At 58.0% G+C, this 24,046-nt stretch carries 23 protein-coding genes and 1 pseudogene; 15 read left to right on the top strand and 9 right to left on the bottom strand.

Features of this window, described 5'->3' with window-relative positions; all coding sequences use genetic code 11:
* The first annotated feature begins 4 nt into the window (after positions 1 to 4).
* Entirely contained in the window at positions 5 to 232 is a 228-nt protein-coding gene (gene rpsR / locus B3797_RS02225; protein ID WP_000135199.1) for a 30S ribosomal protein S18, read from the top strand.
* A 39-nt stretch (positions 233 to 271) separates the two neighbouring features.
* Entirely contained in the window at positions 272 to 721 is a 450-nt protein-coding gene (gene rplI / locus B3797_RS02220; protein ID WP_120455007.1) for a 50S ribosomal protein L9, read from the top strand.
* Positions 722 to 818: 97 nt separating this feature from the next.
* Here rplI and B3797_RS02215 read toward each other — a convergent pair whose 3' ends face one another.
* The gene (locus B3797_RS02215; protein WP_376751030.1) at positions 819 to 1,490 is read right to left on the bottom strand and encodes an OapA family protein; all 672 of its coding nucleotides are present in this window, start codon (positions 1,488 to 1,490) and stop codon (positions 819 to 821) included.
* A 218-nt stretch (positions 1,491 to 1,708) separates the two neighbouring features.
* On the opposite strand from B3797_RS02215, the gene fklB reads away from it, so the two are divergent.
* Positions 1,709 to 2,329, top strand: a complete 621-nt coding sequence (gene fklB / locus B3797_RS02210; RefSeq protein ID WP_311784512.1) for an FKBP-type peptidyl-prolyl cis-trans isomerase — start codon at positions 1,709 to 1,711, stop codon at positions 2,327 to 2,329.
* 93 nt (positions 2,330 to 2,422) lie between these two features.
* Here fklB and B3797_RS02205 read toward each other — a convergent pair.
* Positions 2,423 to 4,367 (bottom strand): annotated as a pseudogene (locus B3797_RS02205) (bifunctional 2',3'-cyclic-nucleotide 2'-phosphodiesterase/3'-nucleotidase).
* Positions 4,368 to 4,639: 272 nt separating this feature from the next.
* Between B3797_RS02205 and cysQ the strand changes: the two are divergent.
* Positions 4,640 to 5,380 (top strand): 3'(2'),5'-bisphosphate nucleotidase CysQ, encoded by a 741-nt coding sequence (gene cysQ, locus B3797_RS02200; RefSeq protein ID WP_311790259.1) that lies wholly within the window; start codon positions 4,640 to 4,642, stop codon positions 5,378 to 5,380.
* 33 nt (positions 5,381 to 5,413) lie between these two features.
* On the opposite strand, the gene B3797_RS02195 is transcribed toward cysQ, so the two are convergent.
* A complete protein-coding gene (locus B3797_RS02195) occupies positions 5,414 to 5,968 on the bottom strand; it encodes a YtfJ family protein (RefSeq protein WP_311784514.1) in 555 nt (184 codons plus the stop codon).
* A 315-nt stretch (positions 5,969 to 6,283) separates the two neighbouring features.
* Between B3797_RS02195 and B3797_RS02190 the strand changes: the two genes are divergently transcribed.
* On the top strand, positions 6,284 to 6,490 hold the full coding sequence (locus tag B3797_RS02190; protein ID WP_033754894.1) for a DUF1107 domain-containing protein: 207 nt from the start codon (positions 6,284 to 6,286) through the stop codon (positions 6,488 to 6,490).
* Between the two features lie 33 nt (positions 6,491 to 6,523).
* Here the strand turns inward: B3797_RS02190 and B3797_RS02185 are convergent, their stop codons facing one another.
* Positions 6,524 to 7,852 carry a hemolysin family protein gene (locus B3797_RS02185; protein WP_311790258.1) on the bottom strand — a complete coding sequence of 443 codons (1,329 nt, stop codon included), beginning with the start codon at positions 7,850 to 7,852 and terminating at the stop codon, positions 6,524 to 6,526.
* A gap of 471 nt (positions 7,853 to 8,323) precedes the next feature.
* Here B3797_RS02185 and tamA point away from each other — a divergent pair, with 471 nt between their 5' ends.
* The 3 genes from tamA to B3797_RS02170 are packed head-to-tail and all read left to right on the top strand — an operon-like array spanning position 8,324 to position 14,165.
* Positions 8,324 to 10,039: an autotransporter assembly complex protein TamA gene (tamA, locus tag B3797_RS02180; RefSeq protein ID WP_311784527.1), complete on the top strand. Its 1,716-nt coding sequence runs from the start codon at positions 8,324 to 8,326 to the stop codon at positions 10,037 to 10,039.
* A complete protein-coding gene (gene tamB / locus B3797_RS02175; protein WP_311790257.1) occupies positions 10,036 to 13,806 on the top strand; it encodes an autotransporter assembly complex protein TamB in 3,771 nt (1,256 codons plus the stop codon). The genes tamA and tamB overlap by 4 nt, the downstream gene beginning before the upstream one ends.
* 2 nt (positions 13,807 to 13,808) lie before the next feature.
* The gene (locus tag B3797_RS02170; protein ID WP_033792318.1) at positions 13,809 to 14,165 is read left to right on the top strand and encodes a gamma-glutamylcyclotransferase family protein; all 357 of its coding nucleotides are present in this window, start codon (positions 13,809 to 13,811) and stop codon (positions 14,163 to 14,165) included.
* Between the two features lie 125 nt (positions 14,166 to 14,290).
* On the opposite strand, the gene ppa is transcribed toward B3797_RS02170, so the two are convergent.
* From ppa to B3797_RS02155, 3 genes are all read right to left on the bottom strand, one after another.
* On the bottom strand, positions 14,291 to 14,821 hold the full coding sequence (ppa, locus tag B3797_RS02165) for an inorganic diphosphatase (RefSeq protein WP_120454990.1): 531 nt from the start codon (positions 14,819 to 14,821) through the stop codon (positions 14,291 to 14,293).
* Positions 14,822 to 14,920: 99 nt separating this feature from the next.
* Positions 14,921 to 15,370, bottom strand: coding sequence for a DUF441 domain-containing protein (locus B3797_RS02160; RefSeq protein WP_311784517.1), 450 nt, complete (start codon positions 15,368 to 15,370; stop codon positions 14,921 to 14,923).
* A 70-nt stretch (positions 15,371 to 15,440) separates the two neighbouring features.
* Entirely contained in the window at positions 15,441 to 15,854 is a 414-nt protein-coding gene (locus tag B3797_RS02155) for a lysozyme inhibitor LprI family protein (RefSeq protein WP_311790256.1), read from the bottom strand.
* Between the two features lie 156 nt (positions 15,855 to 16,010).
* On the opposite strand from B3797_RS02155, the gene B3797_RS02150 reads away from it, so the two are divergent.
* Positions 16,011 to 17,570 (top strand): methyl-accepting chemotaxis protein, encoded by a 1,560-nt coding sequence (locus B3797_RS02150; protein ID WP_311790255.1) that lies wholly within the window; start codon positions 16,011 to 16,013, stop codon positions 17,568 to 17,570.
* Between the two features lie 82 nt (positions 17,571 to 17,652).
* Here B3797_RS02150 and fbp read toward each other — a convergent pair whose 3' ends face one another.
* Entirely contained in the window at positions 17,653 to 18,657 is a 1,005-nt protein-coding gene (fbp, locus tag B3797_RS02145) for a class 1 fructose-bisphosphatase (RefSeq protein WP_120454983.1), read from the bottom strand.
* Positions 18,658 to 18,825: 168 nt separating this feature from the next.
* Between fbp and mpl the strand changes: the two genes are divergently transcribed.
* Positions 18,826 to 20,178 carry a UDP-N-acetylmuramate:L-alanyl-gamma-D-glutamyl-meso-diaminopimelate ligase gene (mpl, locus tag B3797_RS02140; protein WP_126690403.1) on the top strand — a complete coding sequence of 451 codons (1,353 nt, stop codon included), beginning with the start codon at positions 18,826 to 18,828 and terminating at the stop codon, positions 20,176 to 20,178.
* Positions 20,179 to 20,273: 95 nt separating this feature from the next.
* Here the strand turns inward: mpl and yjgA are convergent, their stop codons facing one another.
* Positions 20,274 to 20,816, bottom strand: coding sequence for a ribosome biogenesis factor YjgA (gene yjgA / locus B3797_RS02135; protein ID WP_120454979.1), 543 nt, complete (start codon positions 20,814 to 20,816; stop codon positions 20,274 to 20,276).
* A gap of 117 nt (positions 20,817 to 20,933) precedes the next feature.
* Here yjgA and pmbA point away from each other — a divergent pair, with 117 nt between their 5' ends.
* The 5 genes from pmbA (at position 20,934) to B3797_RS02110 (ending at position 24,037) form a co-directional block, all read left to right on the top strand.
* Positions 20,934 to 22,274 (top strand): metalloprotease PmbA, encoded by a 1,341-nt coding sequence (pmbA, locus tag B3797_RS02130; RefSeq protein WP_311784520.1) that lies wholly within the window; start codon positions 20,934 to 20,936, stop codon positions 22,272 to 22,274.
* 70 nt (positions 22,275 to 22,344) lie between these two features.
* Positions 22,345 to 22,731 (top strand): cytochrome b562, encoded by a 387-nt coding sequence (cybC, locus tag B3797_RS02125; protein ID WP_311784521.1) that lies wholly within the window; start codon positions 22,345 to 22,347, stop codon positions 22,729 to 22,731.
* Positions 22,732 to 23,024: 293 nt separating this feature from the next.
* Positions 23,025 to 23,357 carry a glycine dehydrogenase gene (locus tag B3797_RS02120; RefSeq protein ID WP_240629457.1) on the top strand — a complete coding sequence of 111 codons (333 nt, stop codon included), beginning with the start codon at positions 23,025 to 23,027 and terminating at the stop codon, positions 23,355 to 23,357.
* Positions 23,358 to 23,372: 15 nt separating this feature from the next.
* The gene (locus B3797_RS02115; protein WP_096072111.1) at positions 23,373 to 23,735 is read left to right on the top strand and encodes an SFCGS family glycine-rich protein; all 363 of its coding nucleotides are present in this window, start codon (positions 23,373 to 23,375) and stop codon (positions 23,733 to 23,735) included.
* Positions 23,736 to 23,737: 2 nt separating this feature from the next.
* Complete coding sequence (locus B3797_RS02110) at positions 23,738 to 24,037, top strand: DUF4312 family protein (RefSeq protein ID WP_311790254.1); 300 nt, start codon at positions 23,738 to 23,740, stop codon at positions 24,035 to 24,037.
* The last annotated feature ends 9 nt before the right edge of the window (positions 24,038 to 24,046 follow it).

The following is a 24,046-nucleotide window of genomic DNA, read 5'->3' as shown; positions in this document are numbered from 1 at the left end:
CCAAATGGCACGTTATTTCCGTCGTCGCAAGTTCTGCCGTTTCACCGCGGAAGGCGTTCAAGAGATCGACTACAAAGATATCGCTACGCTGAAAAACTACATCACTGAAAGCGGTAAGATCGTACCGAGCCGTATCACCGGTACTCGCGCAAAATACCAGCGTCAGCTGGCTCGTGCTATCAAGCGCGCGCGTTACCTGTCTCTGCTGCCGTACACTGATCGTCATCAGTAATCGGCAACTGTCCATTAACGACTTTAAGAGGATAAGGTAATGCAAGTTATTCTGCTTGATAAAGTAGCAAACCTGGGCAGCCTGGGTGATCAGGTCAACGTTAAAGCGGGCTACGCGCGCAACTTCCTGGTACCGCAGGGCAAAGCTGTCCCGGCTACCAAGAAAAACGTTGAATATTTCGAAGCTCGTCGCGCTGAACTGGAAGCCAAACTGGCTGACGTTCTGGCTGCTGCCAACGCACGCGCTGAGAAAATCAATGCACTGGGTTCAGTGACCATCGCCTCTAAATCAGGCGACGAAGGTAAACTGTTCGGTTCTATCGGTACTCGCGACATCGCTGACGCTGTAACTGCAGCTGGCGTTGACGTGGCTAAGAGCGAAGTTCGTCTGCCGAACGGCGTTCTGCGCACCACCGGTGAGCATGAAGTTGACTTCCAGGTTCACAGCGAAGTTTTCGCTAAACTGGTTGTGAATGTAGTTGCTGAGTAATTTTACTCGGTAATGCGAAAAAGCCGGCCTTGCGCCGGCTTTTTTGTGTCTGACGATCGGGCGGCAGGAAAGGCGGCCCGTTCGTAAATCCGGCCTTTTACTGCGCGCGGATAAAGGTGCCGTCCGGCTGGCGAGTAAAGAGCACCGGGCCGTTAGCGCCGTCCACGGTCAGTCCCGTCACTACGCCTTGCGCATTCTGTCGAATCTTCACCTGCTGTCCGCTCTGCAGCGCGCTCAGCGGCTGATCGTTGCCCTCTACGCGCGCCATGGCGAACACGTCGCCCACCGGCAGATTATTGTCGCGAAACAGCTGCGCCAGCGTCTGGCCTGAGGCGATGGTGTAGTTGTGCCACTCACCCTGAGAATCCGCTTTCGGCGGCTGCGTAGTCTGCTGCGGCGCTTTCTGGTCGTAAATCTCCGCCTGCATTGGCACCTCTTTTTCAGTGCTCTGCGTCTGCGGGCGCTCGACAGGGTATTGCGGCGAGCTGGATGGCCATAAAAACGCCAGCAGCATGACCAGCAGGGCGATAACGATGCCGCGCCGGTGCGCAGGCGGCAGTGGGGACATCCAGCGGATGTGATCCGTATAGTGCCAGATTTTACCGATCCAGGCGGGCAAGCGGGAAGGCGCGTCTGAAGCCATTCGTGAATCCTCCTCATCGCCAGCGGCGCGCGGCGGTTTAACAGACCGCCAGGCGAAGCGTTGGCGCAATGTGCGCAATGTGCGTGGCGCGCGCGTCCTGCGGCGTTGTGGGGCGATTTGACCCATGTATCTTCTCTTCTTTTCAGTGCTCTGGAAAAGTTGCCCTCGTCCAGATTTATAGTATGGGCAATACGGGCGCGACGTGCCTGCCAGCCTTTAGAAATATGACCTGCGTATTGTTTCTGTTTCACCGCGAAAAGTCACCTGCGCGGCGTGGGATTTTACGCCAGCGGCCCGCGCTGATATGCTTCCGGTTCAAATTAGCGAAAGAGACAGGTATCAAGATGACGACCCCTTCATTCGACAGCGTCGAATCACAAGCAAGTTACGGAATTGGTTTACAGGTTGGCCAGCAGTTGCTGGAGTCTGGTCTGCAGGGACTTCAGCCAGAAGCGCTGCTCGCGGGCCTGCGCGACGCGCTGGAAGGGAATTCGCCGGCGGTGCCGGTTGACGTCGTGCATCGTGCGCTGCGTGAAGTGCACGAGCGCGCTGAAGGCGTGCGTCGCGAGCGTGTGCAGGCGATGGCTGCTGAAGGCCAGACTTTCCTGGCTGAAAACGCGCAGCGCGAAGGCGTTAACAGCACCGAATCGGGCCTGCAGTTCAGCGTGATCAAGCAGGGCGACGGTCCAATCCCGTCACGTCAGGATCGCGTGCGCGTCCACTACACGGGCAAACTGATCGACGGTACGGTATTCGACAGCTCGGTCGCGCGCGGCGAACCGGCAGAATTCCCGGTGACCGGCGTGATTGCAGGCTGGATTGAAGCGCTGACGCTGATGCCGGTCGGTTCGAAGTGGGAACTGACGATTCCGCACAACCTTGCCTACGGCGAGCGCGGCGCTGGCGCATCCATTCCGCCATTCAGCACCCTGATCTTCGAAGTTGAGCTGCTGGAAATTCTGTAAGCTACGCCTGCGCGGTTAACAAGGCGCACGCCCGACAATTGCGCAGCGTATCAGAATGATGAAGCCAGCCTGCAGGCTGGCTTTTTTACGCGCTTATTTCTGCTGTAAATCTAGCTTCCATATAGCAAAACCGATCTCGTCGCTGCCCTGCGGCTGCATCGGGTACTGCGCATGGCTGCGGATAAAGGCGGTTGCCTTCTCGCCCGGCGCGGTCTCAAAACGAATATCGAGCGGGGTGGTGCTCTTTATCGGCGCCAGTCGCCAGTTGTTGTCCGCCTGCGGGCTGACTTCGCCCTGTTTTTTGGTCTCCGCGCTGATATAGGCCGCGACGACCGCGCGGTTCTCATCGGGCGCGGCGAAGGCGATAAATTTATCTCCGGTGCCTGCGAATTTGCCGCCGTAGGCACGATAGTTATTGGTGGCGACCAGGAAGGTGGCGTGCGGATCGACCGGCTTGCCCTGCCAGGTGAGGTTTTTAATACGCGAAGCGTCGGGATGGATGAGCTGGCATTCGCCGTCGTAGCGCGCCGGTTGGGTCACATCGATCTGGTAATTAACGCCGTCGATCACGTCGAAATTATAGGTACGGAAATCCCAGTTGATCAGCGACTGCGCGCTGCTGCGCTGCGGATCGATCTGGTTAAACTGACCGGCGGAGCACTCCAGCCACTCTTTTACCTGCGCGCCGCTCACTTTCATGACGACCAGCGTATTAGGATAGAGATAGAGATCGGCGGCGTTACGGAAGGTCAGTTCGCCTTTCTCTACTTCGGTATAGCTGGCGGGATCGTTCTTGCGACCGCCCGCTTTAAACGGCGCGGCGGCGGAGAGCACCGGCAAACGACCCAGATCGGGATCGCCCTGAATAAAATGTTCTACGTAAGCGCGCTGCGCGTTATTGACGATCTGTACGGTCGGATCGTCCTGTACCAGCGAAAGGTAGCTGTACATCACGTCGGCAGACTTACCGATCGGTTTCGCCACAAACTCCCGCGTGGCGCGGTGATCCTCCGCCAGCACTTTAACCAGCGCCGGATCTTCCGCTGCCAGCGACTTTTTCTGCACCGCATCGTAAATCGGGCGCGCTTCCGCTCGACTGTCGCTGACCTGCCAGCGGCCGCCTTCATGGGTCAGCACCAGATCCACAACGCCGAGATGATCGCCCCACATGCCGGGCATCACCGCTGCAACCCCGTTCAGCGTCCCTTTTTCAATATCGGCCCCTTTGATGGCGGCGAAATCTTTACCGGGAAAAACCGCATGGGCGTGGCCAAAGAGAATAGCGTCAATGCCTTTAACCTGGCTCAGGTAGTAGACCGAGTTCTCCGCCATTGCATGGTAAGGCTCGCTGCTGAGGCCGGAGTGGGGAATAGCCACCACCAGATCCGCGCCCTGCGCGCGCATCTGCGGCACATAGCGCCGCGCGGTTTCGGTGATGTCCTCTACGCGCACTTTGCCCTGCAGGTTGGCTTTATCCCACACCATAATCTGCGGCGGGACGAAGCCGATAAAGCCGATCTTCAACAGCTGGGTCTTGCCGTCGCGATCCGTTACCTGAACAGGCTTAATCAGCCAGGGCGTAAACATGGGTCGGTTGGTCTTAAGATCGATGATATTGGCGTTCACATAGGGAAAACGCGCGCCCGTCAGCGCCTTGCGCAGGTAAGGCAATCCGTAGTTGAACTCGTGGTTGCCAAGGTTGCCGACGCTGTAATCCAGCGTATTCAGCGCCTTATAAACGGGATGGATTTCGCCCTGCTGTAGCCCTTTCGCCGCCATATAGTCACCGAGCGGGCTGCCCTGAATAATATCGCCGTTATCCACCAGCACGCTGTTCTTCACTTCCTGACGCGCGGCATGGATTAGCGACGCGGTACGTACCAGCCCGAACTTCTCGGTCGGGGGTATCTTTGTAGTAGTCGAAGTCCATCATATTGCTGTGCAGATCGGTGGTTTCCAGCAGACGTAGATCAACGGTGGCGGCGTGCAGACTGACTGAAAGGCTCAGCGCCAGAAAGGTGATAGTGGGTTTAAACATGCGTGCTCCTGCTGCAAAAGGGTAAGTCTCTCAAATTAATGTAAAAGAATGATGATGTGTCAGAGGAATACGTGATGGGTTTAACGTTTTACAGGTTGAAAAGGGTGATTACTGTACGGCATAGCGGCAAGGCGCAATCTATGGTATTGATATTGTTAAAATATTGAGAGAAAAGCGCCCGGAAGCCCGGGCGGCGGCGCAGTAGCTGCTAAAATTTAACCGATGTGGCGCACGATGACGTCGTGCAGTCGCCACCGATGAGGAGGTGAAAGATGTTAGAGCAAATCTGCCAGCTGGCGCGCGAAGCGGGCAACGCGATCATGCTGGTTTATGAAAAGGAAACGCCGGTAGACGTTTCCCGCAAAGCCGACGACTCCCCGGTGACCGCTGCGGATATTGCCGCGCACGATATTATTCTGCAGGGGCTGAAACAGCTGACGCCGGAAGTGCCGGTGCTGTCGGAAGAGGATCCGCCTTCATGGAGCGAGCGGCAACAGTGGCAGCGCTACTGGCTGGTCGACCCGCTCGACGGCACCAAAGAGTTTATCAAGCGCAACGGCGAGTTTACCGTCAATATCGCCTTGATCGATCAGGGCAAACCGGTGATGGGCGTGGTATATGCGCCTGCGCTCGGCGTGCTTTATTCCGCCGCAGAGGGGAAAGCCTGGAAAGAGGAGGGCGACCATAAGACGCCGATCCACGTGCAGGAGGCGCGACCGCCGCTGGTCGTGGTCAGCCGTTCCCATGCCGATGATGAACTGAAAGAGTATCTGCAGCAGCTGGGCGAGCATCAGACCGTCGCCATCGGCTCTTCGCTGAAGTTCTGTCTGGTGGCGGAGGGCAAAGCGCAGCTCTATCCCCGCTTCGGGCCGACCAATATCTGGGATACCGGCGCGGGGCACGCCGTCGCCGTCGCTGCTGGCGCGCACGTCCACGACTGGCAAGGCAAAACTCTGGACTACGCGCCGCGTGAATCTTTTCTCAATCCCGGTTTCCGCGTGTCGCTGTTTTGAACAATAAGGGAGGCGAAAGCCTCCCGTTTTCATTCATGATTTAAGCAGCGTGCGCACCAGCGTAATGACCTGCGTCACTTCCTCCTGCGTCAGCGCGCCGTCTTTAACAAAGCGGACATGACCGCTCTTATCCAGCACCACAATAGCCGAACCGGCATCTTCAAGCTGCCAGGCACGCTTTACGTTGCCTTTGCTGTCGACGATAAACTGCGACCAGGGGTACTGCTTTTTGTTGCTCTCAATGCTGCTGCGCACAAACATGCCGGTGCCGGGAATAGCATCATTGGTGTTAACGATAGTCGTGGTCTGGTAGCGATCGTGCGGGAAGGCCGCGGCTTTGATCGCTTCAACTACGGCGGCGTTTTTCTCTTTAGCGGATGAGCGACCGGCGATGTGCTGAATAACGCGCACTTTGCCCGGCAGCTGCGCGCTGTTCCAGCGTTTGTAGCTAAAGTCATCCTGCTGGTAAAGCAGCTCGCCTTTATCGTCAACGCCGACTGCAGGCACGCGCTGATCTTCTTTCAGGCTATGAGCGAAAACCGCGCCGGGTAATAAAACCAGCGCAAACAGGGCACAGGCGAGTCGCATTGTGAGTCTCCTTAGTGATCGGACCAGTTGGTCATTTTTCTGCAATAGTAAGCAGGGATGATGCGCCTGTCTTGTTAAGGTGTCAGGTTTGTTATTCATGCCACAATTTCTTAACAAGTTTGGATTTATACTGTGTTGGTAAAGCGTGATAACAGACTATTCTGTAATGATGTGTCAATTCAGTAAAAAAGTTCAGTTTTCGGAACATTATCCCAGCTGAGTGTTCTATAGTTTACCGGCACTTTGCGCTTCATGGGCTCGTACCGAACTTGGAAACGGCGAAGCGTATTTATAAATGTACAGGAGTTAGACAGCATGAAGATCTTCCAACGCTATAATCCACTGCAAATAGCGAAATATGTAAAAACGCTGTTCAAAGGAAGGATGTATATCAAGGACGTTGGCGCGTTCGAATTCGACAAAGGGAAAGTGTTGATCCCGCGCGTAAAGGACATCCAGCACCTGAGCGTGATGTCCGAAATTAACCGTCAGGTTCTGCGCCTTCAGGCGGAGTTCAACTGATAAAAAAGGGCGCCGTCGGCGCCCTCTGATTTTCTACTCTTCAGCTTCCGTGGTTTTCGCCACATTCAGCACCGGCGGACGATCGTCAATCCGCGTCACCAGCAGCTGATCGATACGATAACTGTCGATATCCACCACTTCGAACTTAAACCCGGCGAACTTCACAAAATCGGTGCGTTTCGGGATTTTGCGCAGCATATACATCATAAAGCCGCCGATGGTTTCATAGTTGCCCGACTGCGGAAACTCGTCGATATGCAGCACGCGCATTACATCATCAATCGGCGTGCCGCCCTCTACCAGCCAGGAGTTTTCGTCGCGCGCCACAATCTGCTCTTCCAGACCCTGGCCGACCAGATCGCCCATCAGCGTCGTCATCACGTCGTTCAGGGTGATAATGCCCACCACCAGCGCATATTCGTTCATGATCACCGCGAAGTCTTCACCGGCGGTCTTAAAGCTTTCCAGCGCTTCAGAGAGCGTCAGCGTATCCGGCACAATCAACGCCGAGCGGATCTGCACGCCGCTGTTGAGCGCCATGCTCTGATTGCCCAGCACGCGCAGCAGCAGCTCTTTAGAATCGACATAGCCAACGATATGGTCGATATCGCCGTCGCACACCAGAAATTTAGAGTGCGGATGCTCAGCGATTTTGCTTTTCAGCATGGTTTCGTCTTCGCGCAGATCGAACCAGACCACGTTTTCGCGTGAGGTCATCGAGGAGGGTACGGTGCGCGATTCCAGCTCAAAGACGTTTTCAATCAGCTCGTGCTCCTGCTTACGCAGCACGCCTGCCAGCGCGCCCGCTTCCACCACCGCGTAAATATCGTCGGAGGTAATGTCGTCTTTACGCACCATCGGCAGCTTAAAGACGCGGAAGAAGACGTTTGCCAGGCCGTTAAACAGCCATACCAGCGGGCTAAACACCAGCAGGCAGAAACGCATCGGATTAATAATTCGCAGCGCCACCACTTCCGGCGCGATCATGCCGACGCGCTTCGGCGTCAGATCGGCGAACAAAATAAACAGGCTAGTGACGATAACGAAGGAACAGATAAAGCTGAGCTGATCGGCGAGCGCCGGCTCCATAAAGCGGTTAAAGAGGCTGCGGAAGGCTGGCGAGAACGCCGCGTCGCCGACAATACCGCCGAGGATAGCGACCGCGTTCAGGCCGATCTGCACCACCGTAAAGAAAGTGCCGGGGGTTTCCTGCATTTTCAGCACGCGCTGCGCGTTGACATTGCCTTCATCGGCCAGCAGTTTCAGTTTGATCTTGCGGGCGGCGGCCAGCGAGATTTCCGAGAGAGAGAAAAAGGCGCTGATCACGATCAGCAATAATATGACAAGCAAGCTATCTAACATAGGTTATCCAAAAGGTTATCCACTTGTCATTTTTGGCCTGGGCAGCGCACGCAAAGGGCGTACCGATTGTACTCACCTCGTAGTCTGGGCTATCCGTGCCAAAAATGTCTGCGCCTTATCGACGGTGCGGAGCAGCGCCGGGGCAGAAATAGAGCAGGCGTAACCTGCGCCGCTGATTATAGCAGCAGCGCCCTCAACGCCGCCAGAGATCCCGGCGACGCCGTTTCGCTCAGATTAATCCGAGTGGCGAGCGCTTCTGCTGCGCAGCGGTTGTATCGGTCCGGCCATTTGCTGACAATAGGGCGCTATTTGGCTTTGTTAACCGTTTTTCGCCGCCGCAGGCCGCTTTATACGGCTATGATGATGACTGCGCCGCTGCGATGTTCTTATATCAGGGATATATCACGCCCCGCGGAATAGGGGTCGGCATGATTAACAGGAGTACGCGTGCCACGAATTCACGTCTGTTTTATGACCTGCCTGTTGGCCGCCGCGCCAGTCGCTGAGGCAGCGAAAGTGCGCCTTGAAGTGCAAGGCTTAACCGGGGATCTCAACAAAAACGTGCGTGCTCGCCTCTCGACCATCAGCGCCGACGAGGTGTCGAACGATGGCCGTTTTCGCGCGCGCGTTTCAGAGGCAATCCAGCAAGGGCTGAAGGCGCTCGGCTACTACGAGCCCGACATCGATTTTGAATCGCGTCCCGCGCCGCCGCAGGGCGGACGACCGGTACTTATTGCCCATGTCACACCCGGCGAGCCGGTAAAAATCGCTGGCAGCACTATCGTGCTCGAAGGCGACGCGCTGCGCGATCCCGACTATCGGGCCTGGGTGAAACAGGGTACGCCGAAAAAAGGGCGGCAGCTCAACCACGGCGAGTATGACAAATTCAAAAGCGGCTTTTCGAACCTGGCGCTACGCAACGGCTATTTCGACGGCGATTTTAAAAAGAGCCAGCTCGGCGTTTCCGTTGAACGGCGCGAAGCCTTCTGGGATATCGACTATGACAGCGGCCAGCGCTATCGCTTCGGCGACGTCAGCTTCTCCGGCTCGCAGATCCGCGAAGAGTATCTGAAAAACCTGGTTCCCTTTAAGAAAGGCGACTACTACAGCTCGCGCGATCTCGCCGAGCTGAACCGTCGTCTCTCGGCGACGGGCTGGTTTAACTCGGTGGTGGTCGCGCCGGAATTCGCGCAGGGGCGGAAAACCAAAGTGCTGCCGCTGAGCGCGGTGGTATCGCCACGCACCGAAAACACCATCGAAACCGGTATCGGCTACTCGACTGACGTCGGCCCGCGCCTGAAAGGCAGCTGGAAAAAGCCCTGGGTCAACGATCGCGGCCACAGCCTGACGGCGGACGCCTATCTCTCCGCGCCAGAGCAGCAGCTCGACCTCAGCTACAAAGTGCCGCTGCTGAAAAGCCCGCTGGAGCAGTATTACATCTTCTCCGGCGGCCTGAAGCGCACTGATCTGAACGACACCAAAGCTGACACCTCGACGCTCGGCGTATCGCGTTACTGGGAGAACAGCTCCGGCTGGCAGAAGGCGATCAACCTGAAATGGAGCCTCGATCATTTTACCCAGGGCAGCGTTACCAACACCACGATGCTGCTCTATCCGGGCGTCAGCCTCAACCGCACCCGCTCACGCGGCGGCCTGATGCCGACATGGGGCGATTCGCAGCGCTACTCGGTGGATGTCTCCGACACCACCTGGGGTTCAGACGTCGACTTCCTGATCCTGCAGGCGCAGAACGTCTGGATCCGCACGCTGGCGGATAAACATCGCTTCGTGGCGCGCGGCAATCTCGGCTGGATCGAAACCAACGACTTTGAAAAGGTGCCGCCTGACCTGCGCTTCTTCGCGGGCGGCGATCGCAGTATTCGCGGCTACAAATACAAAGATATTTCCCCGCGCGACGAGGACGGTAAGCTGACCGGCGCCTCGAAGCTCGCCACCGGCTCGCTGGAGTATCAGTACAACGTGACCGGCAAATGGTGGGGCGCGGCGTTCATTGACTCAGGTGAAGCGGTCAACGACATCAAACAGAGCAATTTTAAAACCGGCGCGGGCTTCGGCGTGCGCTGGGCGTCGCCGGTCGGGCCGATCAAACTGGATATTGCCCGGCCGATTGGCGACAGCGAGGAGCATGGTTTGCAATTTTATATCGGACTGGGGCCTGAACTATGAAGCTGTGGAAAAAGGTCCTGATCGGCATACTGATTTTTCTGGTAGTGCTGCTGGGAGGCGTGGCGTTTTTAATCGGCACGACGCCTGGCTTGCATCTGGTGTTGAACGGCGCGGCGCGCTGGGTGCCGGGCTTATCGATCAAACAGGTAGAGGGCGGCTGGCGCAACCTGACCATTAGTGGGCTGCGCTATGAAATGCCCGGCGTCAGCGTTGACGCCGGCACCTTTCATCTGGCGGTCGATCTCAACTGCCTGCTGCACTCGTCGGTGTGCGTTAACGACATCGCGCTGAAAGATGTCAGCGTGGTGGTCGACAGCAAAAAGATGGCCCCCGCGCAGGAGGCACCGCAGGAAGAGGATAACGGCAGCGGCGATCTCAGCACGCCTTATCCCGTTACGCTGCGTCATCTCGGCCTGCATAATATCAATGTGAAAATCGACGACACTGCCATTTCGCTGCTCGATTTCACCACCGGACTGCAGTGGCAGGGGCGCGCGCTGACGCTCAACCCGACGCATATCCAGAGTCTGCTGGTGGCCCTGCCGAAAGCGGCGCAGGTCGCCAGCGAAGAGGTGGTGCAGCCGAAAGTGCAGAAACCGCAGCCGGACGAAAAGCCGCTGGGCGAAACCCTGCAGGCGATGTTTGCCAAACCGCTGCTGCCGGAGCTGCCCGATTTTCGTCTGCCGCTCGATATCGACGTGCAGGAGATCCTTGGCGAGCAGCTGCGTCTGACTGGCGATACCGACATTGCGGTAAATCGCCTGCTGCTGAAGGCGAAAACGGCCGACCGCCGACTGCAGCTGCAGACGCTGGACGTCGACTCGACGCTTGGCCAGCTTAACGGCAGCGGCGAAGCGACGCTGGCGGACAACTGGCCGGTAAATTTCACGCTCAACGGCACTGCGAACGTCGATCCGCTGAAAGGAGAGAAGATCAAGCTTGAGCTGGGCGGCGCGATGCGCGACGAGCTGAAGCTGGGCCTCAACCTCTCCGGTCCGGTCCGGGCCCGGCTTGACGCCGCCACTCAGCTGGCGGTGGCGGGCCTGCCGCTGTCGCTGCATCTCACCAGCCCGCAGCTGCGCTGGCCACTGACCGGCGCGGTGCAGTATCAGGCAGATAATCTCGACTATCAGTTTAAAGGCAAAGCCACTGACTACGTGATGTCGCTGCGTACGGCGGTGAAAGGCGACAGCGTGCCGCCCGCTACCGTGGCGCTGGACGGCAAAGGCAACGTCGAGCAGTTCAATCTCGACAAGCTGCGCATCGGCGCGCTGCAGGGCAACGTCGATCTCACGGCGCTGGTGGACTGGAGCAAAGCCATTAGCTGGCGCAGCGAGCTGACGCTCTCCGGCATCGACACCGCGCGCCAGTATCCTGACTGGCCAGCGAAGCTGGACGGCAAAATCGCCACGCGCGGCAGCCTCTACGGCGGCAGCTGGCAGGTAAGCGTGCCGCAGCTGCAGTTGAAGGGCAACGTTAAGCAAAACGCGGTAAGCGCCGAAGGGTCGCTGAAGGGCAACAGCTATAACCAGTGGGAGATCCCGGGCGTGAAAATCGCCCTGGGCCGCAATAATCTCGATGTGAAAGGCTCGCTGGGCGACGCGCTCAATCTTGACGCCACCATCGACGCGCCCCATCTCGATAACGCGCTGCCGGGACTGGGCGGCGTTGCTAAAGGCACCATCAAGGCGCGCGGCACCCTGCAGGCGCCGCAGCTGCTGGCCGATCTTAACGCCACCGGCCTGCGCTGGCAGCAGCTGCAGATCCGGCGCGTAACGCTGGACGGCGACGTCCGCTCCAGCGATCAGATCGCCGGTAAGCTGCAGCTGCGCGTCGAGCAGCTGAAACAGGATGCGCTTACTATCAGCCTGCTGACGCTCAACGCCGACGGCAATGAAAAACAGCATCAGCTGAAGCTGCAGGTGCAGGGCGAGCCGGTTTCCGGTCAGCTGGCGCTTAGCGGCAGCTTTGATCGTCAGCAGCAGCGCTGGAAAGGGGCGCTTAACGACACGCGCTTCGATACGCCGGTCGGCGAATGGCGACTGACGCGCGCGATGGCGATCGACTACCTGAACGCGAAGCAGACCGCCACTATCGGCCCGCACTGCTGGCAGAACCCCAACGCGCAGCTCTGCGTGCCGGAGCCGGTTGAAGCCGGCCCGAGCGGGCATGCGCATATCGCGCTCAACCGCTTCGACCTGGCGATGATCAAGCCGTTCCTGCCTGACGCCACCCAGCTTGCAGGCGTATTCAGCGGCGACGCGCGCGTAAACTGGACGGCGGACGGCGCGCTGCCGACCGGCACCGTCTCGCTGAAGGGCAACGGTGTTAAGGTCAGACAGGATGTGCAGGGCAATACGCTGCCCATCGACTTCAACACGCTGAACCTCAACGCGGCGCTGCGCAACGGCCGCGCCGATCTTGACTGGCTGATCCGTATTGCCAACAACGGCCAGCTCGATGGCAACGTGCAGATCAGCGATCCGCAGAACCGTCGTACGCTGGGCGGCAACGTCAATATCCGCAATATCTCACTGACGATGCTCAATCCGGCGCTGGCGCAGGGCGAGAAGATCAAAGGCAACCTGAACAGCAGCCTGCGCCTCGGCGGCAGCGTGAAGCAGCCGCAGATCTTCGGCCAGCTTGGTTTGCAGGGCGTCGACGTCGACGGCAACTTTATGCCGGTCGATCTCACCGCTGCTAACCTGAACATGGTGTTCAACGGCATGAGCTCGACGCTCAATGGACTGGTGCAGACCGCGCAGGGCAATATCAACCTCAACGGCAATGCGGACTGGAGCCAGCTTGACAACTGGCGTGCGCGCATCGCCGCGCAGGGCAGCCGCGTGCGGGTCACTGTTCCGCCGATGGTGCGCATGGACGTCTCGCCGGACCTGGTCTTCGAAGCAACGCCAGCGGCTTTCAGTCTGGACGGCAGCGTAGATATTCCCTGGGCGCGCATTACGGTGCAGGAAGTGCCGGAGAGCGCTACAGGCGTCTCGTCGGACGAAGTGCTGCTGGATAAAAACCTGCAGCCGATTCAGCCGAAAAGTGCTGCGATCCCGATTAACAGCAATCTGGTCATTCACGTCGGCAACGATGTTCGCCTGTCCGCCTTTGGCCTGAAGGCGAAGCTTAACGGCGATCTGAAAGTAGTGCAGGATAAAACCGGGCTGGGCCTCAACGGCCAGATCAATATCCCGTCCGGTCGCTTCCATGCCTACGGTCAGGATCTTATTGTGCGTAAAGGCGAGCTGCAGTTCGCCGGCCCGCCGGATCAGCCCTATATCAACCTTGAGGCGATCCGTAATCCCGAGGCGACAGAAGATGACGTGACGGCTGGCCTGCGCGTCACCGGACTGGCGGACGAGCCGAAAGTCGAAGTCTTCTCCGATCCGGCGATGTCGCAGCAGGAGGCGCTTTCCTATCTGCTGCGCGGCCAGGGACTGGGAACGGACGGTGACAGCAACGCATTAACTTCTGCCTTAGTTGGACTGGGGGTTGCACAAAGTGGGCAGGTTGTGGGTAAAATCGGCGAGACGTTCGGCGTCAGCAATCTTGCCCTTGATACTGCCGGCGTTGGCGACAGCCAGCAGGTGCAGGTCAGCGGCTATGTGCTGCCGGGTCTACAAGTAAAATATGGTGTTGGCATATTTGATTCACTGGCGACGTTAACCTTGCGTTATCGCCTGATGCCCAAACTCTATTTGGAAGCCGTGTCCGGTGTGGACCAGGCTCTTGATTTGCTCTATCAGTTTGAGTTTTAGCAATGCGAATAATTGTCTACGGCAGTTTACGGCGCAAACAGGGAAACAGTCACTGGATGACGAATGCGCAATGGCTGGGGGATATGCAGATTGAGGGCTATGAGCTCTACAGTCTTGGCCATTATCCGGGCGTGATCCCGGGCGAAGGAACCGTCTATTGTGAAGTTTACCGCATCGATGCCACTACGCTGGGTGAGCTGGATGCACTGCGCACAAAGGCTGGCGAATACAAACGTCAGCTGATGCAAACGCCTTACGGCAGCGCATGGCTCTACGTCTACCAGCGGCCGGTTAAAGGGCGTCAGCGCATCGCCAGCGGCGACTGGCTAAGGCGCGACGATCCACCGTCAGACGCATAAACAAAAACACCGTCCAGAGGACGGTGTTTTTTTCTGCAGGTGGGCCATATCACCCACAGAATTCTGACCGCTGTAAACAAAAACACCGTCCAGGGGACGGTGTTTTTATATCGGTCGGCGACAGATTACTTCTTCTGCGCGCGCTCGAAAGAGGCAACGATTTCAGCTTTCGCCGCTTCGGCGTCTGCCCAGCCGTCAACTTTCACCCACTTGCCTTTTTCCAGATCTTTGTAGTGCTCAAAGAAATGGGTGATCTGCGCGCGCAGCAGTTCCGGTAGGTCGTTCACATCTTTGATGTGATCGTACTCTTTGGTCAGCTTGGTGTGCGGCACAGCGACCACTTTCGCATCCTGACCTGATTCGTCGGTCATGTTCAGCACGCCAACCGGACGGCAGCGGATCACGGAGCCCGGCTGCAGCGGATAAGGGGTTGGAACCAGCACGTCAACCGGATCACCATCCAGCGACAGCGTGTTGTTGATGTAGCCGTAGTTGCACGGATAGAACATCGCCGTGGACATGAAACGGTCCACGAACAGGGCGCCAGACTCTTTGTCGACTTCATATTTGATCGGATCGGCGTTGGCCGGGATCTCAATGATAACGTAGAGATCTTCTGGCAGTTCTTTACCTGCAGGCACCTGGTTCAAACTCATCGGGCATTCCTTCAATAGTCACATGTTGTGTGTCGGCTATTATAGCCAACTGCCTGTGAAAGTATGCCCCAATTTTGACCTTTCGGAATGCTCCTCGCCTTACTTCGCGACCACAAATAGCGAGACGATCCCCGCAGCAATCAGTGGTCCGACCGGCACGCCGCGGAAGAAGGCGACGCCAATCACCGTACCGATTAATAAGCCGCCGATCACCGACGGCTGCGCGCTCATAAAACTGACGCCGCGCCCGCCCAGCCAGGCGACGAAAATGCCCACCAGAATCGCCACGATCGACTGCCAGCTGGCGAAAGACTTCAGCAGCGAGGAGGCGGGAAGCGAACCGCTGGCGAGCGGCGCCATAACCGCGACCGTCAGGATAATAATGCCGAGCTGGATGCCCTGTTTCTCAACGTAGGGAAAAAACTGCGACAGCGGCGTGAGCTTGATCGCCAGCAGGATCAGAATAGAGATAGTGACCGCGCTGTTGTGAACGAAATAGCTGAGGACCGCGAGGCCGATAAGAATAAGGGTAGAGGCATACGCAGCCATGATTTCTCCCTGAAAAAAGATGGATGCGCTGGCCAGCGCCAGCGCGTGAGTAAGAGATACCCCCCATTAATCAACAATCGGCGTCGCGGGCGCAACTGCCTTTATTCAGCGACCGCAGCATCAGCGCCTGATTGCGCACCAGATCGACGCCCTGCGCCGCCAGCGAAACCTGCGCCAGCGAGCCCTGCGTGCGGGTGAAATAAGCCGCGCTCGCTGCCTGCCAGCTGTCGCGATAAGCCAGCCACTGCCGCTGCGCGCTGCGCAGTTTCTCTTTTGGCTCGCCGCTGAGCTGCTTCATTAGCTGCGCATACTGCGCGTTCATCTCGCCGTCCCAGCCCTGGCTGGCGCGGCCGTAGCAGTTCACCATCGCCAGGGTAGTGGAGGCGTCATTCAGACAGTTTTTAAGCGCCTCGTCGACCGGGTTCTGCTGCGCCTGCGCGAAGGCGCATACCAGCAAGCCTGCGGCGGCAATCCCTATTTTCATTCCTGCGATCCTTTTTCTGAAAGGGCTAAGCCTGGGTGATGATCAGGTGAATGACCATCAATAGCGATAAAGTTTCCCTGCGCAACTGCCGATAACTTGTACGTTTTAGGGCTGCTGGATTCTCTGCCTTTATATAAGCAAACGGAAAACAACATCATGAATAAGCTCTCACTACGCACAGGACTATTAGCTTTACTCGCCTTTATGACTCTGCTGCTGCTGGCGGTCAGCGTCATGGGGATCATTGCCATTAACAAAGGAAACCGATCGCTGGATGTTATTAACCGCATTCAGGGTATCGAACTCAACGCGCTCTATCAAAGCAACGGCGATCTGATGCGCGCGCGCGCCACCGCCGCGCTGGCAGTGCGCAAAATCGAGATTGGCCTGCTGGACGAGGGCGCCGCCTCGGTGAAGCAGGCGCAGGCTGACGTGCAGGCGTCGCAGCACAGCATGAAGGCCTTTATTGCAGCCGGGACGGTGACGGCGCAGGGCAAAAAGCTGGCCGATGAGGTGGTCGCCACCTGGAACGCCTATCTGGCGCAGGGCATTACGCCCATCATGAGCGCGCTGGAAAAACAGTATACCGATGAATATTACAGCGTGCTGGAAGGCAATCTCGCTAAGCTGGCGCTTAACTACAGCAACGCGGTAGAGGCGTTCGGCAGCTATGCCGATCAGGTCACCGACGCGCAGCTGGCGCAGGCAGCCAGAAACGAAGCTTTTATGAAGGCGCTGATCGGCGCAGCGGTGGCGCTGACGCTGCTGCTGTTCGTGCTGGCCTGGGTGCTGATGCGTCGCCTGCTGCTGCTGCCGCTTGATGGTGCCATTGCGCATCTGGAACAGGTTGCGGCAGGGGATCTCTCGCAGACGCTGCCGCCTCCGGGCGACAACGAGCTGGGCCGCCTTAACCGCGCGCTCGGCGAGATGCAGCAGGCGCTGCGCGTGCAGGTGAGTCAGGTGCTCGACGCCAGCCAGCAGATCGACGTCGGCAGCCGCGAGCTGGCGGCGGGCAACGTGCATCTTTCCCAGCGCACCGAGGAGTCGGCGGCGTCGCTGGAGCAGACGGCGGCCAGCATGGAACAGCTTACCGCCACGGTACGCCTTAACGCCGCCAACGCGCAGCAGGCGCATAAGCTGGCGAACAGCGTTTCGGACACGGCCGATCGCGGCGCGGAAGTAGTTTGCTATGTAATGGAAAAAATGCAGGAAATTACCGACAGCGCGAACCGCATCGGCGATATTCTCGGCGTCATCGACAGCATCGCCTTCCAGACCAATATACTCGCGCTCAACGCCTCGGTAGAGGCGGCGCGCGCCGGCGAGCAGGGACGCGGTTTCGCCGTAGTGGCGAATGAAGTGCGTACCCTGGCGCAGCGCAGCGCCAACGCGGCGAAAGAGATCCGCGGGCTGATTTCCGAGTCGCAGACGCGGGTGAAAGAGGGCAGCGATATGGCGACGCGCGCGGGCGAAACCATGGATGAGATCTCCAGCGAGGTGATGCGCGTTACGACGCTGATGAAAGAGATCTCCATGGCGTCGGATGAGCAGAGCCGCGGTATTGAGCAGGTTAATCTGGCGGTGACGCAGATGGATGAGGTGGCGCAGCAGAACGCGGCACTGGTCGAACAGGCCACGGCAGCTACGCAGTCGCTGGAGGCGCAGTCGCAACATCTGCAGTCCACGGTATCGCTGTTCCGTCTGGAAACGGCGTAAAAGAAAAGGGCGCGATATTCGCGCCCTTGTCATTCCGCGTCAATCAGCACGCAGAACGCAGCCATCTTACACGTTAGCGAACTTACTGCGCCGCGTCCGGGTACTCGCGCAGGAAGCGCTCAACGTCATCCACCATTGCGTTGTTGCCGCAGAAGAACGGGCAGCGCTGATGCAGGGTTTCCGGCTGGATGTCGAGGATACGGTTCGCGCCGTCGCTCGCCTTGCCGCCCGCCTGTTCAGCGAGGAACGCCATCGGGTTGCACTCATAGAGCAGGCGCAGCTTGCCGTTCGGGTGGCTGGCGGTGCTCGGATAGAGGTAGATGCCGCCTTTCAGCAGGTTGCGATGGAAATCCGCTACCAGCGATCCGATATAGCGCGAGGTATAAGGACGATGCGTGGCATGATCCTCTTCCTGGCAGAACTTCAGGTATTTCTTCACGCCCTGCGGGAAACGAATATAGTTGCCTTCGTTAATGGAGTAGGTGTAGCCCGTCGGCGGGTAGGTCATGCGCTCGTGGCTCAGGCAGAAGACGCCGAGCGACGGATCGTAAGTAAAGGCGTGCACGCCGCAGCCGGTGGTATAGACCATCATGGTCGAGGAGCCATACACCACGTAACCTGCCGCCACCTGCTTGTGGCCCGGCTGCATAAAGTCCGCTTCGGTTACCGGTGTGCCAGGGGCGCTGACGCGATGATAGATAGAGAAGATGGTGCCAACAGAGACGTTAACGTCGATATTTGAGGAGCCGTCCAGCGGATCCATCAGCACCACATATTTACCGTGTTCTACTCCTTCGAAGATTACAAACTCGTCCTCTTCTTCCGAGGCGATCCCCGCCACGATGCCGCGCGCTTTCAGCGCCGCTTTAAGCTTCTCGTTTGCGAAGAGATCGAGCTTCATCTGCTGCTCGCCCTGGACGTTTTCAACGCCGCTTGCGCCGAGAATATCCACCAGGCCAGCTTTGTTAATATCGCGATGGATAATTTTCGCGCCCAGCTTGATAGCGGAAATCAGCGCCGTCAGTTCACCTGTAGCGTGAGGAAAGTCGTGCTGTTTCTCGACGATAAATTCGCCTAACGTTTTCATAACACATTCCCTGAATCTTCGATGGAGTGGCAGCCTGCCTGTCAAACCGCCAACGTTTGCGTACGCAGTTTAGCCGATTGAACTTCAAAAACCATAGTCCTAATCCGTTTCTTAACTCTGCGAGCGGGGTTACACTGTGCGCCGAACTTTTGAGTAATGGATCTTGTTATGCGCATTCATATCCTTGGGATTTGCGGCACGTTTATGGGCGGTCTGGCGATGCTGGCACGTTCCCTGGGCCATCAGGTGACCGGTTCGGACGCCAACGTTTATCCGCCGATGAGCACGCTGCTTGAGCAGCAGGGCATTGAATTAACAGAGGGTTACGACGCCTCCCAGCTCGATCCCGCGCCGGACCTCGTTATCATCGGCAATGCCATGACGCGCGGCAACCCCTGCGTAGAGGCGGTACTGGAGCGCAATATTCCCTACCTCTCCGGCCCGCAGTGGCTGCATGACTTCGTACTGCGCGATCGTTGGGTGGTGGCGGTAGCAGGAACTCACGGTAAAACAACCACTTCTGGTATGGTAGCCTGGATTCTGGAGTCGTGCGGACTGGAGCCTGGCTTTATCATCGGCGGGGTGCCCGGCAACTTCGACGTCTCGGCAAAATTAGGAAAAAGTCCATTCTTCGTCATCGAGGCGGATGAATATGACTGCGCCTTCTTCGACAAGCGTTCCAAATTCGTTCACTACTGCCCGCGCACCCTGATCCTCAACAATCTGGAGTTCGATCACGCGGATATCTTCGACGATCTGCGCGCCATTCAGAAGCAGTTCCACCATCTGGTGCGTATCGTGCCGGGCCAGGGCAAAATCCTGCTGCCGGAGCACGATCACAATATCCGCCAGGTGATGGCGATGGGCTGCTGGAGCGAGCAGGAGAGCGTTGGCGAAGGCGGTCACTGGCAGGCGAAGAAACTGACGCCGGACGCTTCGCGCTGGGAAGTGCTGCTCGACGGCGAGAAAGCTGGCGAGGTGAACTGGTCGCTGGTAGGCGAGCACAACATGCATAACGGCCTGATGGCGATCGCCGCTGCGCGTCACGTCGGCGTCAAACCGGAAGACGCGGCGCAGGCGCTGGACAGCTTTATCAACGCGCGCCGCCGTCTGGAACTGCGCGGCGAAGTGAACGGCATTAAGGTCTATGACGACTTCGCGCATCACCCGACGGCGATTCTGGCGACCTTATCCGCGCTGCGCAGCAAAGTCGGCGGCAGAGCGCGTATCCTGGCGGTGCTGGAGCCGCGCTCCAACACCATGAAAATGGGCGTAAGCAAAAACGATCTGGCACCATCGCTGGCGCGCGCGGACGAGGTCTTTCTGTTCCAGCCGCACCATATTCCCTGGCAGGTCTCTGACGTTGCTGAAGCCTGCATGCCGCCCGCACACTGGAGCGCTGACATCGATACGCTGGTCGAGATGGTGGCGAAAGCCGCTCAACCGGGCGATTCGATCCTGGTCATGAGTAACGGCGGATTTGGCGGCATCCATCAGAAACTGCTGGATCGCCTCGCCTGAAAGAACAAGCGCCCTGAAACGGGCGCTTGTTTATGCAGTGATCTGTCTGCTGCGTTAGCCTTCGCTTTCGGACGGGCATCTTCGCCCGTCGCCGCTTAGCTTTCCGCCAGCTCGCGCAGATACTGGAAAATCTGACGTGACGATTTCGGCGGCTTGTTGCCCGCTTTCTCTTTCTGTGCGTTGCGGATCATGCTGCGCAGCTGCTGACGATCGGCGTGGGGATAAAGCGTAATCACCTCGTTCATCGCCTCGTCGCCCTGATCGATCAGACGATCGCGCAGCGCTTCCAGCTTGTGAAACAGCGCAACCTGCTGGTTATGGCGGTTCTTCAGCTTATCGAGCGCCTGACGGATCGGGTCAACGTCGCGGGAGCGCAGCATTTTGCCGATCAGCTGCAGCTGACGACGGCGGCCCTCTTTTTTGATGCGCTGCGCCAGTTCGATAGCGGCCAGCAGCTCTTCATCCAGCGGGATCTTCTCCAGGGCGTTCTTGCCCAGATCGACCAGTTCGGCACCCAGGCGTTTCAGCTCTTCAGCGTCGCGTTTAATTTCGCTTTTACTGACCCAGATAATCTCTTCATCATCTTCTTCCTGATTATCCGGCACATCGTCGAGCCACTCATCGGGCTGTTTGGTCATTTTCTGGGCTCCCCTAAAAAAAGAGGCTAATCCTATCAGTTTATCGGGTGACTGCGAAATTGTTCTCTGACTCTGATAGACTCAAAACTTTCATACATAAGATTAGACGGCAGGCCGATGAACGTATCTACTCAGGTTGCAGAACAGCGAAAAGTGTTGGAACAGGCAGTGGCGCAGGCGCTCGATCTGGCGAAAGCCAGCACCGACGGCGCGGAAGTGGCAGTGACCAAAACCACCGGAATCGGCGTCAGCACCCGTTACGGCGAAGTGGAGAACGTCGAGTTCAACAGCGACGGCGCGCTCGGTATCACCGTTTATCACCAGAACCGCAAGGGCAGCGCCTCCTCCACCGATCTCAGCCCGGAAGCGATCAAACGCACCGTGCAGGCGGCGATCGATATTGCGCGCTACACCTCGGCGGATCCTTACGCCGCACCGGCGGATGCCGATCTGCTGGCGTTCGAGGCGCCGGATCTCGATCTCTATCACCCCTGGGAGATCGACGCCGATCGCGCCATCGAGCTCGCCGCCCAGGCGGAGCAGGCGTCCCTGAAGGCGGATCCGCGCATCACCAATACCGAAGGCGGCAGTTTCAACAGCCACGTCGGCATTAAGGTATTCGGCAACAGCCACGGCATGCTGCAGAGCTACTGCTCCAGCCGTCATTCGCTCTCCAGCTGCGTTATCGCCGAGCAGGACGGCAATATGGAGCGCGATTACGCCTACACCATCGGCCGCGCTTTTGAAGATCTGAAAAGTCCCGACTGGGTCGGCGAAGAGTGCGCGCGTCGCGTGCTGTCGCGCCTGGCGCCGCGCAAGCTCTCCACCATGAAAGCGCCGGTTATTTTCGCGCCGGAAGTCGCCACCGGCCTGTTCGGCCATCTGGTCGGTGCCATCAGCGGCAGCAGCGTCTACCGTAAATCGACTTTCCTGCTCGATGCGCTGGGCCAGCAGATCCTGCCGGAGTGGCTCACGATTCAGGAGCATCCGCATCTGTTAAAAGGCCTGGCGTCAACGCCGTTCGACAGCGAAGGGGTACGTACCCAGGCGCGCGACATCATTAAGGATGGCGTACTGCAAACCTGGCTGATGACCAGCTACTCGGCGCGCAAGCTGGGCCTGAAAAGTACCGGTCATGCGGGCGGCATTCACAACTGGCGCATCGCCGGGCAGGGCAGCAGCTTTGACGACCTGCTGAAGCAAATGGGACGCGGCCTGGTCGTTACCGAACTGATGGGACAGGGCGTCAGCGCCATTACCGGCGACTATTCGCGCGGCGCGGCTGGCTACTGGGTTGAGAACGGCGAGATTCAGTATCCTGTGAGCGAGATCACTATTGCAGGAAATCTCAAGGAGATGTGGCGAAATATAGTCACGGTCGGTAACGACATTGAAACCCGCAGCAACATACAATGTGGTTCGGTGCTGCTGCCGGAGATGAAAATCGCCGGACAATAAGAAAACTCGCTTCCTGAAAGCAGCCGCTCTGGCTGCTTTTTTTTTACCCACAATAAAAAAGGATATACCGATGCGTAAGCATGTGATTGCTATGTTGTCTCTCTCTTTGCTGTTCGGAAGCGCCAGCCTTTACGCGGCGGATTTAGAAAATGATATGGATACCCTGAAAGACGGGCTGAATACCGTTATGAAAACCAGCGACGCGCAGACGATGCAGAAAGCGCTGGGCGAGATGCGTCAGGCTGCGCAGGATGCTAAAAAATCGACGCCGGAAAAGCTTGAAGGCCAGCCGGCCGACAGCGCGTCGATCAAGGATTACCACGCCGGGCTTGACTCGCTGATTGCGCAGATCGACGTGGTTAACGAGCTGGCGAAAGCCAACAACCTGGACGGCGCCAAATCCGAAGCGAAGAAGCTGGCGGATATTCGCAACGCCAACCATAAAAAATTCCGCTGATCTATCGGGCCGGTCTGCGTGACCGGCTTCGCATCGTCATCATATTTTCTTATCCCAATCCGCTCCTGATGCGCGCCGCGCCGCAGGACGTGCGCACATCTCTTTTTTAACGACGCAATCGGGCGCAAACCACGCATAACGCGGCCTCTGTCACACAATCCATGCGTCCTGCGATCTGGCGCACAGCCTGCCCTGCGATTTCCACTTCCATGCGGAAAAAGTGCGTCTGCACTTCCGCCGCGCCACGCCGTAATTTATTCGTAACGCGAATTTTCGTGAACAGGAGTAGCAAGGTGAGCAGCAACGGAGCTTCGGTACGGCAGGCAACGCCGGAAGAGATTCAGGCCCTGGCCGACAAGGTCATGGCGCAAATCGCGGCGATCTATGCCCGACACGATATAGAGCCGAACGCGGTGCAGCAGCAGATGCTGGCTTCGCACGTCCGCGCCATGGCGCAGCGCTCGCTGACTGGCGAACCGCTTCCGGAGGTGGAAGAGGAGCTGTTTGAGGATATTTCGCCGGAAACCATGCAGCTGGCGCAGCAGATCGTCGATCTGTTCGGCAATCTGCCGCGCGAAGAGGCCTGGCTTCTCTCCGTCCATATAGAAGTGGCTCGTTCTAACTAATTGTATAAAGAGGAAATAATCATGGTGACCGTAGTGATTGGCGATCGTTTAGGTAAAGGACAGAAAGTGGCCGCAGGCGTAGAAAAAGCGGGCGGGCGCGCCGTCGTCGTACCGGGCGTCGCGGCGGACATGAAGCTGGGCGATGTGATGAAGGCGGAAAACGCCGACTTCGGCATCTCTTTTTGCGGCAGCGGCGGCGCGGGCGCCATCACCGCCCAGAACAAATATGGCTACAAAGCGCGCCACGGCATGCGCTCCGTTGACGAAGGCGTCACCGCTATCAACGAAGGGGCCAACGTGCTTGGCTTCGGCTTTATGGACAAAGAAGAGTTAGGTGAGCGGCTGGTGCAGGCCTGGAACAAGAAGCATGGCAGCTGATTATGAAAGAACAATACGTTACTCAGGTGACGGTGCAGGGCAAAGGCGACAGTAAAGAGAAGGCGTTTGCCGATGCCCTGAGTCACGTGCAGAACCAGGTTCTGCGCGCGACGCAAAACATTCTGCTGCGCATTGAACCCCTGGATGTTCGGGTGCTGCGCGCGCAGGAGAGCGTCAGAACGGAGAAGTTTTTGTTCTTCTTTCTGGCGCGCCAGCGGCGGAACTACAGCGTCGAGCTGGAAATTTCCGTCAGCGTCACCGTGATTGATACCGGGCAGGTGACATTCACGGCGGCACCGTAAAAACAGACG

The organism is Pantoea sp. UBA5923, assembly GCF_002431095.1.
In the GTDB taxonomy this organism is placed as follows: domain Bacteria; phylum Pseudomonadota; class Gammaproteobacteria; order Enterobacterales; family Enterobacteriaceae; genus Pantoea; species Pantoea piersonii.
This window is presented reverse-complemented; position numbering and strand designations above follow the sequence as displayed.

Bases quoted from the DNA above. Each gene is read 5' to 3' on its own strand.
- rpsR (WP_000135199.1), top strand. From the start codon at position 5: ATGGCACGTTATTTCCGTCGTCGCAAGTTCTGCCGTTTCACCGCGGAA.
- rplI (WP_120455007.1), top strand. From the start codon at position 272: ATGCAAGTTATTCTGCTTGATAAAGTAGCAAACCTGGGCAGCCTGGGT.
- B3797_RS02215 (WP_376751030.1), bottom strand. From the start codon at position 1,490: ATGGGTCAAATCGCCCCACAACGCCGCAGGACGCGCGCGCCACGCACA.
- fklB (WP_311784512.1), top strand. From the start codon at position 1,709: ATGACGACCCCTTCATTCGACAGCGTCGAATCACAAGCAAGTTACGGA.
- cysQ (WP_311790259.1), top strand. From the start codon at position 4,640: ATGTTAGAGCAAATCTGCCAGCTGGCGCGCGAAGCGGGCAACGCGATC.
- B3797_RS02195 (WP_311784514.1), bottom strand. From the start codon at position 5,968: ATGCGACTCGCCTGTGCCCTGTTTGCGCTGGTTTTATTACCCGGCGCG.
- B3797_RS02190 (WP_033754894.1), top strand. From the start codon at position 6,284: ATGAAGATCTTCCAACGCTATAATCCACTGCAAATAGCGAAATATGTA.
- B3797_RS02185 (WP_311790258.1), bottom strand. From the start codon at position 7,852: ATGTTAGATAGCTTGCTTGTCATATTATTGCTGATCGTGATCAGCGCC.
- tamA (WP_311784527.1), top strand. From the start codon at position 8,324: ATGACCTGCCTGTTGGCCGCCGCGCCAGTCGCTGAGGCAGCGAAAGTG.
- tamB (WP_311790257.1), top strand. From the start codon at position 10,036: ATGAAGCTGTGGAAAAAGGTCCTGATCGGCATACTGATTTTTCTGGTA.
- B3797_RS02170 (WP_033792318.1), top strand. From the start codon at position 13,809: ATGCGAATAATTGTCTACGGCAGTTTACGGCGCAAACAGGGAAACAGT.
- ppa (WP_120454990.1), bottom strand. From the start codon at position 14,821: ATGAGTTTGAACCAGGTGCCTGCAGGTAAAGAACTGCCAGAAGATCTC.
- B3797_RS02160 (WP_311784517.1), bottom strand. From the start codon at position 15,370: ATGGCTGCGTATGCCTCTACCCTTATTCTTATCGGCCTCGCGGTCCTC.
- B3797_RS02155 (WP_311790256.1), bottom strand. From the start codon at position 15,854: ATGAAAATAGGGATTGCCGCCGCAGGCTTGCTGGTATGCGCCTTCGCG.
- B3797_RS02150 (WP_311790255.1), top strand. From the start codon at position 16,011: ATGAATAAGCTCTCACTACGCACAGGACTATTAGCTTTACTCGCCTTT.
- fbp (WP_120454983.1), bottom strand. From the start codon at position 18,657: ATGAAAACGTTAGGCGAATTTATCGTCGAGAAACAGCACGACTTTCCT.
- mpl (WP_126690403.1), top strand. From the start codon at position 18,826: ATGCGCATTCATATCCTTGGGATTTGCGGCACGTTTATGGGCGGTCTG.
- yjgA (WP_120454979.1), bottom strand. From the start codon at position 20,816: ATGACCAAACAGCCCGATGAGTGGCTCGACGATGTGCCGGATAATCAG.
- pmbA (WP_311784520.1), top strand. From the start codon at position 20,934: ATGAACGTATCTACTCAGGTTGCAGAACAGCGAAAAGTGTTGGAACAG.
- cybC (WP_311784521.1), top strand. From the start codon at position 22,345: ATGCGTAAGCATGTGATTGCTATGTTGTCTCTCTCTTTGCTGTTCGGA.
- B3797_RS02110 (WP_311790254.1), top strand. From the start codon at position 23,738: ATGAAAGAACAATACGTTACTCAGGTGACGGTGCAGGGCAAAGGCGAC.